The organism is Mucilaginibacter sp. (genome assembly GCF_039207105.1).
Taxonomy (GTDB): domain Bacteria; phylum Bacteroidota; class Bacteroidia; order Sphingobacteriales; family Sphingobacteriaceae; genus Mucilaginibacter.
Genome location: NZ_JBCECK010000178.1, coordinates 1 through 9384, shown reverse-complemented (window position 1 = coordinate 9384; position 9384 = coordinate 1). Strand labels below are relative to the sequence as shown.

Annotated in this window: 8 protein-coding genes and 1 pseudogene; 7 read left to right on the top strand and 2 right to left on the bottom strand. The window is 42.1% G+C overall.

Features of this window, described 5'->3' with window-relative positions; translation table 11 throughout:
• Both AAGC65_RS22685 and AAGC65_RS22680 read left to right on the top strand, forming a co-directional pair.
• Nucleotides 1–107: pseudogene (locus tag AAGC65_RS22685) on the top strand (tRNA (adenosine(37)-N6)-threonylcarbamoyltransferase complex transferase subunit TsaD); the annotation flags it as partial.
• Nucleotides 108–205: 98 nt separating this feature from the next.
• Nucleotides 206–376 (top strand): hypothetical protein, encoded by a 171-nt coding sequence (locus AAGC65_RS22680; RefSeq protein ID WP_343114753.1) that lies wholly within the window; start codon nucleotides 206–208, stop codon nucleotides 374–376.
• Between the two features lie 7 nt (nucleotides 377–383).
• Here AAGC65_RS22680 and AAGC65_RS22675 read toward each other — a convergent pair whose 3' ends face one another.
• Both AAGC65_RS22675 and uvrA read right to left on the bottom strand, forming a co-directional pair.
• Nucleotides 384–983, bottom strand: a complete 600-nt coding sequence (locus tag AAGC65_RS22675) for a glycoside hydrolase family 19 protein (RefSeq protein ID WP_343114752.1) — start codon at nucleotides 981–983, stop codon at nucleotides 384–386.
• 188 nt (nucleotides 984–1171) lie between these two features.
• Nucleotides 1172–4090, bottom strand: coding sequence for an excinuclease ABC subunit UvrA (gene uvrA, locus AAGC65_RS22670; RefSeq protein WP_343114751.1), 2919 nt, complete (start codon nucleotides 4088–4090; stop codon nucleotides 1172–1174).
• Between the two features lie 516 nt (nucleotides 4091–4606).
• Between uvrA and AAGC65_RS22665 the strand changes: the two genes are divergently transcribed.
• The 5 genes from AAGC65_RS22665 to AAGC65_RS22645 all read left to right on the top strand — a co-directional run.
• Nucleotides 4607–5191: a sigma-70 family RNA polymerase sigma factor gene (locus tag AAGC65_RS22665; protein WP_343114750.1), complete on the top strand. Its 585-nt coding sequence runs from the start codon at nucleotides 4607–4609 to the stop codon at nucleotides 5189–5191.
• Between the two features lie 205 nt (nucleotides 5192–5396).
• Entirely contained in the window at nucleotides 5397–5591 is a 195-nt protein-coding gene (locus AAGC65_RS22660) for a hypothetical protein (protein ID WP_343114749.1), read from the top strand.
• A 211-nt stretch (nucleotides 5592–5802) separates the two neighbouring features.
• Nucleotides 5803–6564 carry an endonuclease III gene (gene nth, locus AAGC65_RS22655; protein ID WP_343114748.1) on the top strand — a complete coding sequence of 254 codons (762 nt, stop codon included), beginning with the start codon at nucleotides 5803–5805 and terminating at the stop codon, nucleotides 6562–6564.
• Between the two features lie 210 nt (nucleotides 6565–6774).
• Complete coding sequence (gene recA / locus AAGC65_RS22650; RefSeq protein WP_343114747.1) at nucleotides 6775–7797, top strand: recombinase RecA; 1023 nt, start codon at nucleotides 6775–6777, stop codon at nucleotides 7795–7797.
• A 329-nt stretch (nucleotides 7798–8126) separates the two neighbouring features.
• Nucleotides 8127–9384: ABC transporter substrate-binding protein (locus AAGC65_RS22645; RefSeq protein ID WP_343114746.1), on the top strand; the 1258-nt coding region annotated here is incomplete at its 3' end.

Genomic DNA, 9384 nt, shown 5'->3' with positions numbered 1-9384 from the left:
ACTGTACCGATAATGCCGCCATGATTGCCATTGCCGGTTACTATAAATATTTAAAGGGAGAGTTTGCCCGGCAAAACACCGCCCCGCTGGCGCGTATGCCTTTTTAATTTTGAATTAATGAATTATTGATTTATGGAATTGAAACTTTCACGCTCATGCAATAATCACTAATTCATTTAATTCGCTAATTCAATAATTACTTAATATGAATATACCTTCACTTATTTTCTGGGCGATTTTTGTGTTGCCGATGGTAGCTTTTTTAATTTGGCTGATGCGCCAGGATAAAAAGAAGGGACTTACCGGCTTAATAGTATTGGCTATTATTGTAGTTGGCGGCATAGTTTACATGTACCTGAAAACCGGCGGACAGTAGTTGTCAGTTAATTTTCGGCCACCGCCTGTTCCGTTAATCCTTTATAAAAAGTTTTTGCGTAACCAGCAATGGTTACGGCAAGGTCGAGGCCGTTAATTATTCTGCGGGCGTTTATCCAGTCGGTGAGGTTGGCAGTAAAGTAGCTGCCCAGACTTTTACCGGTGAATAAGCCACCGGTCATCCCTTTAATCATAATGGCAGCCGCTACAGCGGGTTGCAACGCAAGTTCAGGATTATTCAACAGATCAATGTTCAGCAGCTTACCCATAGCATTGTAATTTTCATACCAAGTTAATTGCACATAACCGCGGCCATAATACAATTTATTGGGCGTATTGTAGGGGATACGTTTACCGGGGCCGCCGCCCATTTTTAATTTACGACCATAATCATGTCCGGCGCCTTTTCCAAATTCATTAATGGGCTGCATGGTTTTGGCTGTTTCATGAAAAGCGGTTGCCAGCATATAGGCTGTCTTTCTTTCGTCGGTGATACCGGCATCTTCAGCCGCTTTTAGTATGCTTTCTATGCCATCAACTTGTGTTTGTGACATGTGCCCCTCAAACAAGATACGAACATCATCATAAAATTCCTTTGTACCAGCCATGATACTTAAATTAAAAAGTTTATTTGGGTAACGGACAGTGAGAGGTAAAGGCGAGTAGAGTAAATTTAATTATTCTGTTAAGGAATCTTGAAATGAAAGCTTAATTGTATACTACTTCACACTAAAAGTGTAAACAAAGACGCCCTTCTGTTTTACAGAAAGGCGTTTTGATATATTGTTGGCGGTAATTACTGGCCAAACCGTTCTTTTAAATAAAAACCGGTATGTGATTTTTTCTCTTTAATGAGGTTTTCGGGCACTCCTTCAAATACTACCTTGCCGCCGCGGTTGCCGCCTTCGGGACCGATGTCAATGATCCAGTCGGCACATTTAATAACATCCATATTGTGTTCAATAACAATAATGGTATTGCCGTGCTCCAACAGGGCATCAAATGATTTTAGCAGCTTTTTAATATCGGCAAAATGCAGGCCGGTGGTAGGTTCGTCAAAAATAAATAACGTTTTATGAGTATTATTTCCCTTTACCAGGAACGATGCCAGCTTAATACGCTGCGCCTCGCCACCCGACAGGGTATTTGATGATTGCCCTAATTGTACATAGCCCAAACCAACATCAACCAAAGGTTTAATTTTGGCAATGATCTTGGGCTCTTTGGCAAAAAACTCCAGAGCCTCGTCAATGGTCATGTGCAGTACCTCGGCAACGTTCTTTTCGTTGTAGGTAATATCCAGGATGTGCTGTTTAAAGCGGTTACCCCCGCAGGTTTCGCAGGTCAGGAAAATATCGGCCATAAACTGCATCTCTATCTTCACTTCGCCTTCGCCCTGGCATACGTCACATCGGCCACCCTCCACGTTAAATGAAAACGCCGATGGTTTTAACCCAGCCGCTTTGGCTGCCGGTTGTGCAGCGTACAGGTTACGGATCTCATCCCAGGCTTTTACATAGGTAACAGGGTTTGAGCGCGATGAGCGGCCGATAGGGTTCTGGTCAACCAGTTCTACCTGTTCAATTTTAGCGTAATCACCATCAATGCTGTCATAAGCACCTGTTTGCTCGCCCGAATAGTTGCCCAGCGCTTTTTGGAGGGCAGGGGCCAGTATGCGTTTTACCAAACTGGTTTTGCCCGAGCCCGATACTCCGGTAACTACCGTAAGCACGCCCAGTGGGAATTTAGCGTTAACGTGCTGCAGGTTGTTTTCGCGTGCGCCTTTGATCTCCACAAAATCATTCCATTTGCGGCGGTGTGTAGGGATAGCTATTTCTTCCTTGCCACTCAGGTAACGGCCGGTTAAGCTGTTATCGTCCTTAATGATCTCATCATAAGTGCCGGTAAAGATCAGCTCGCCGCCGTGGGTACCGGCTTCCGGGCCGATGTCAATAATATGATCGGCCGCTTTCATGATCTCTTCTTCGTGCTCCACCACCAAAACGGTGTTACCGACATCGCGAAGCGATTTAAGTACGCCTATCAGGCGCTGGGTATCACGTGGGTGCAGACCGATACTGGGCTCATCCAGTACATATACCGAGCCCACCAGGCTACTGCCCAATGAAGTAGCCAGATTGATACGTTGCGACTCACCGCCCGATAAAGTGTTTGACAAGCGGTTAAGTGTTAAATAACTCAGGCCCACATCATTTAAAAATACCAGACGGTTGGTGATCTCCATCAGCAGGCGTTTGCCCACTTTGGCATCAGTTTCATTAAGTTCAAGGCTTTGGAAAAATTCCAGTGCCTTATCCAGCGGCATCAACACCACATCGGTAATAGAGTGGCCACCAATTTTCACGTAAGAGGCGTCCTGACGCAGGCGGCTGCCTTTACACTCAGGGCAGGTAGTTTTGCCCCTGTAGCGCGATAGCATCACCCGGTACTGAATTTTATAGGTTTGCGCCTCCATTTCCCTGAAAAACTCATCCAGCCCGCGAAAGTATTTATTACCAGTCCACAACAGGCGCTGTTGTTTTTCGGTAAGCTGGTTATACTGACGGTGTATCGGGAAGTCAAACTGCAGGGCGTGTTTAACCAACTGGTCGTTCCATTCACGCATTTTTTCGCCGCGCCAGGGGGCAATAGCCCCTTCGTAAATACTTTTACTTTTATCGGGTATCACCAGATCTTCATCAATGCCAATTACCTTACCGTAGCCTTCGCATTTTTTGCAGGCGCCGTAAGGGTTATTAAAGCTGAAAAAGTTTGGTGAAGGTTCTTCAAATTTTATTCCATCAAGCTCAAAACGATCACAGAAAAAGCGTTCCTGCTCTCCGTCGGCATCAGGTTGCTGGTAACGCACATAGCAATCGCCCTTGCCTTCAAAAAAAGCGGTTTGTATAGAGTCGCCCAGGCGGCTGATAGTTTCGTCTTCTTCGTTTTTGGATACACGGTCAATCACTATCCTAACACCAGGGTAATGGGCAGGGCTTTCGGTATCTATGGCTACAGTATCGTCGCTTTCGGCAACGGCCTTAGCCTTTTTACCCTTGGCCTTTTTTTCGCCCTGTACCTCTGCAACTAACGAGCCATCGCCGATGGATTCATCCTCCAGCAGCGCTTCAATTTTTGACAATTTATTATCATACTCTACCCGCACAAAACCTTTTTGCATTAAAACAGCGAGTTCCTCTTTTAAGCTACGGTTATTATGCGGATACAAGGGGGCCAGTATGGTTACCAGGCTTTCATTAGGCAGAGCCAGTATAAAATTAACTACATCGGTAACCGAATCTTTTTTAACCACTTCGCCAGATACCGGCGAGTAGGTTTTACCGATGCGTGAGAACAGCAGTTTTAAATAATCATATATTTCGGTTGATGTACCTACTGTTGACCGCGGGTTGCTGGTAATTACCTTTTGCTCAATAGCTATAGCGGGGGCTATACCTTTTATATAGTCAACATCGGGCTTGTTCATACGGCCCAAAAACTGGCGGGCATATGATGAAAGACTTTCAACATAGCGGCGCTGACCTTCGGCATATAAGGTATCAAAGGCCAATGATGATTTGCCTGATCCTGACATGCCCGTAACCACTACCAGCTTGTTTTTGGGGATGGCCACATCCATGTTTTTAAGGTTGTGTACCCGGGCCCCTTTAATGATGATATGTTTTTGCGGGTCTTTTTCTGCTTCTTTAGTCATTCTTTAGAATTAGATCATGATGCTCATGGTTCATAAATCATTTGATTGTCAAATATGCTATGTTAAACAATATCTGTACCATCAGTAATGACGCGTTTTTCATGAACTTTTTTGAAAGTGCAAAAATCCTAAAATATTTAGCAGAATCCAAATCGGTTTTGGTTTGTTTTTGGCTTTGCCTTAAATATTTTAATGAGTTTACAGTTTGTTGACTTTTAAAGACTTAATGCCTTAAAAGGACCTCTTGATTTGAAAATAATTTAAGGCCCCGTTAAACCTTTGATGCCATTAATAGTCAAACCCATGGGTTAATATAATTATGAACAGATGAGATGGATTTAAGGCCCGATTGAACTGATAGACAAGAAGAAAGTGAAAAAATATAATTTGGTTTTTAGACGGGAAATTGTTTTATTTGATGTAACAATTTCTTAACCCCTAAGGAGCACGCTATAGGATATACTTTACTTCGGACATTTTTATTAATTAAAAACTTAAGTTTAAGTAGTACCTTCTATGGATTTTCAATTGAAAAGTGATCAGGATTTAATCCATCTATACATTGCCGGTGATGAAGCAGGGCTGGTAGAATTGGTCAGACGATACCAAACTAAAATATATACCTCCATTTACTTACTGGTAAAAGATGAATACCTGGCCGAGGATATTTTCCAGGATACCTTTATCAAGGTGATCAACACGCTAAAGGCTGGAAAATATAACGAAGAAGGTAAATTTTTGCCCTGGGTAACCCGTATTGCGCACAATTTGGTTATTGACCATTTCAGGCGCGAAAAACGTGCCCCTATGGTAAGTAACGGAGACGACTTTGATATTTTTGAAGTGCTGGGCAATTACGATGAAAGCACCGAAGACCGCATGGTGCGCGAGCAAACCCATAAAGATCTGAAAACATTGATACAACTGCTGCCATCTGAGCAAAAGGAAGTATTAATTATGCGCCACTTTGGTGATATGAGCTTTAAGGAAATTGCTGATATTACCGAAGTAAGTATTAATACCGCCCTGGGCCGTATGCGTTACGCGTTGAATAATCTGCGTAAAATGATGCAAAGTAAGGAGCTGAGTTTAAAAAATTAGGCGTTTTAAGCAATTATTATTACCCATTAATTAATTTATATAACGTAATAATAAATAGTTTGATTATGCATTAATCAATTATTCAGTCACTTAGTGGAAAACAGCATGTTAAGACAATAAAAAAATTTCATTTAATTTTCATTTAACAAAATATTATCTTTAAGCCACCGTTATAAATCATATAAAATTTATTACAATAAAGCTTATGGATGAAACCTTTACAAAAACGTTAAATGGAAGTGCTAACCAAGCTCTAATGAACGAGAATGGACAAGAAAATCTGGACGCCGACGAAGTGATTTTTTATAATTCAATTCGTGCTGATTTGGACCTTTTGAACAAAAAACCAAAGGTACAAACCATACACCAGATACTTGATTACTCGAAAAGCTTGCGCTAAGCCACCGAAAGTACTGGTTCATAGATCATAATTGTTGATAAGGTTGATGTTTTGCAAATGGCACCAACTGATACCCAATAAATGATTTATGAACCTTTCTATTTTTACACAAATTTACAGGATCATACATAGGCTTAGTACATATTATAATATATGTTTAACCATGTTTTAAATATGATCGGTTCATTCTCAATTTCTACTCCATATTAAAATGCTTAAGGCCGAACGTTACCGCCATTTTGTTGAACATTTTTCAAAGCAGCAACCCAACCCTGTTACCGAACTACATTATAACAATCCTTTTCAATTGCTGGTTGCCGTTATATTATCTGCCCAGTGTACCGATAAGCGCATTAACCAGGTAACGCCAGCGCTGTTTGAACGTTTCCCAACCCCCGAAGATCTGGCGGTATCAACACCCGAAGAAGTGTTTACCTACATACGCAGTGTAAGCTACCCTAACAATAAAGCCAAACATTTGGTGGGTATGGGTAAAATGCTGGTTGAGGTATTTCACAGTCAGGTGCCGGCGGGTATTGATGATCTGCAGAAGATGCCGGGAGTTGGCCGCAAAACCGCAAATGTTATTGCCTCCGTCGTGTTTGACGCGCCGGCTATAGCGGTTGATACTCATGTTTTTAGGGTAAGCAACCGGATAGGGCTTACTACTAACGCGCGCACGCCGCTGGCTGTTGAAAAACAACTGACTGAATATTTACCCCAGAATATATTAGGTGTGGCACACCACTGGCTTATATTGCATGGGCGGTACATATGTGTTGCCCGTAGCCCCAAATGCGAAATTTGCCCCATAACCTGGTTTTGCAAATACTACGAGCGTAACAATACCGAAGCCGCACTGCTAAGGGCCGAAGCTGCCAAAATTAAAAAGGCTAAAGAGGCCAAAAAGAAAAAGGCGCTTAACACCATAACTAAGGAGCTTAAAAAGCGCAGTGTGGATAAAGATATTTGATTAGTATTGGCAGGTTGATTAATTTCATAAAAGGAGCCTCGCCCAACCCTCTCCAAAGGAGAGGGCTTTCAAAATTGCTTTTTTTAAAGTCTCCCCTCTTGGAGGAGATTTAGAGGAGGCTTTTTTAACGAAGCGATATATCAATAATATTTACTAAAAAAATTAGTAAATCAAAAATAAACATTTATATTTGTTGAAGATAATTTTAAGATGAGCACAGATAAAAATAATTCAGATAAATTAAAGGCACTACAGCTTACGTTAGATAAGCTGGAAAAATCATACGGAAAAGGCACCATCATGAAATTGGGCGATTCTGTTATTGAGGCTACAGAAGTAATATCAACAGGTTCGTTAGGCCTTGATATAGCTTTGGGCGTAGGTGGTTTGCCAAAAGGAAGAGTTATTGAAATATACGGCCCGGAATCGTCAGGTAAAACAACCCTGGCCATACATGCCATTGCAGAGTCGCAAAAAAAAGGTGGCATCGCGGCATTTATTGATGCGGAGCACGCTTTCGATCGTTTTTATGCGAAAAAATTAGGTGTTGATGTAGAGAACCTTTTGATCTCTCAGCCAGACAACGGTGAGCAGGCATTGGAAATTGCTGACAACCTGATCCGCTCAGGAGCTATCGATATTCTGGTTATCGACTCTGTTGCGGCCTTGGTTCCAAAAGCTGAGATTGAGGGCGAAATGGGCGATTCAAAAATGGGTTTGCACGCGCGTTTAATGTCGCAGGCTTTACGTAAGCTAACCGGTACCATTGCCAAAACCGGATGCTGCTGTATATTTATCAACCAGCTGCGCGATAAAATTGGTGTAATGTTTGGTAACCCCGAAACCACTACCGGTGGTAATGCCCTTAAATTCTATGCTTCGGTACGTTTAGATGTACGCCGCATATCACAAATTAAAGATACCGACGAGGTTTCGGGTAACCGCGTTAAAGTAAAAATTGTTAAAAACAAGGTAGCGCCTCCATTCCGCGTAGCAGAATTTGACATTATGTTTGGTGAAGGTATTTCAAAAGCCGGTGAGATCATTGACCTGGGTGTAGAGTACAACATCATTAAAAAAGCAGGTTCATGGTTTAGCTATGGCGAAACCCGCCTTGGCCAGGGCCGCGACGCAGTTAAACAACTGATACTGGACAATCCTGAATTGCAGGAAGAACTGGAAACCAAAATCAAAGAAACCGTTACCGGCGATAGCTTGGTAGAAGAAGAATAAGATTTGATTTCGGATTTCTGAATTTCGATTTCGGATTTATGATATAGAAAAGCCTTCTCGTTTTTGGGACGGCTTTTTTGTTTGCATAGAGTTGGAAGTTTTGTCGTCCTGAATAAAGGTGAAGCATGCAGATTAGAATAAAGGGTTGTCATTTCGAGCGATAGCGAGAAATCTTGTATACCCTGCAAGTCCGTTCCCATATTATATAAGATTTCTCTTTCGCACAACGTGCTTATTCACCGCGGCTCTATCTAAATGCACCTTCATTTATTCGTAATAAATCGATAAAGCTTAATACGCTAAGCCAATAATTATTACATTTAGCCTTAATGAATAAATGGGTACTATCACTGTTTTTCGTGTTGCTAATTCACTTGAGCGCCTGCCACACCGATGCTCCCGAATCGCGAAAAACTGTTTTTAATATTAACCTGGAAGAAGGACTAACCTCGCTTGACCCTGCCTTTTGCCGCAACCGTTATACCATTTGGATGGATAACCAGATATTTAACGGCCTGGTTCAAATTAACGATAGCTTAAAAGTAATACCCTGCATAGCCAAAAATTGGGATATATCCGCAGATGGTTTGTTATATACCTTTCACCTGCGCAACGATGTTTATTTTCATGATGACCCGCATTTTACCGATGGGGTTGGGCGAAAAGCAGTAGCTGCCGATTTTGTTTACAGTTTCAGCCGTTTAATTGACCCTAAGGTGGCCTCATCAGGCTCGTGGATATTTAGTGATAAGGTAGAAGGTAAAAACGCTTTTACAGCTCCTGATGACAGTACCTTACGCATCAGGCTTAAACAGCCTTTCGCGCCTTTCTTAAGTATGCTAACCGCGCAGTACTGTTCGGTAGTGCCTAAAGAGGTAGTTGATTTTTATGGTAAAGATTTCAGGAGTCATCCCGTAGGTACCGGTCCGTTTAAATTTAAGTACTGGAAAGAAGGGGAGGTAATGGTACTATTGAAAAATGAAAAATACTGGGAAAAGGATAAAAACGGAGCCCGCCTGCCTTATCTGGATGCGGTGAAAGCCTCATTCATAGCCGATAAGCAAACCTCATTTCTGGAATTCATTAAAAAGAAGCTTGATTTTTTAAATGATATTGACGGCAGTTACCGCGATGATATATTGACCAAGTCGGGCAAGGTAACGCAAAAGTACAAAGGTCAGTTTGTTTTAAATACTGCCCCCTACCTGAATACCATGTACCTGGGTATTTTGGTTGATACCAATTTGGCTATTGTGAAAAAGTCACCTTTGAAAATATTGAAAGTAAGGCAGGCCATTAATTACGCCATCGACAGACAAAAAATGATGAAGTACCTACGCAACAGCATGGGAACCCCTGGCTATGCAGGCTTTATCCCCGAAGGTATGCCGGGCTTTAGCCAGTCGGTAAAAGGCTATACTTACGACCCGGAGAAAGCTCGCGAGCTGTTGGCTGAAGCTGGCTTTCCGGACGGTAAAAATCTGCCCGAAATTTCATTGGCTACAACGGTAGGTTACCGGAGCTTGATTGAATATATGCAGGGCCAGTTGGATAGGATAGGCATCCGTACGAGTGTAGAAATTACCC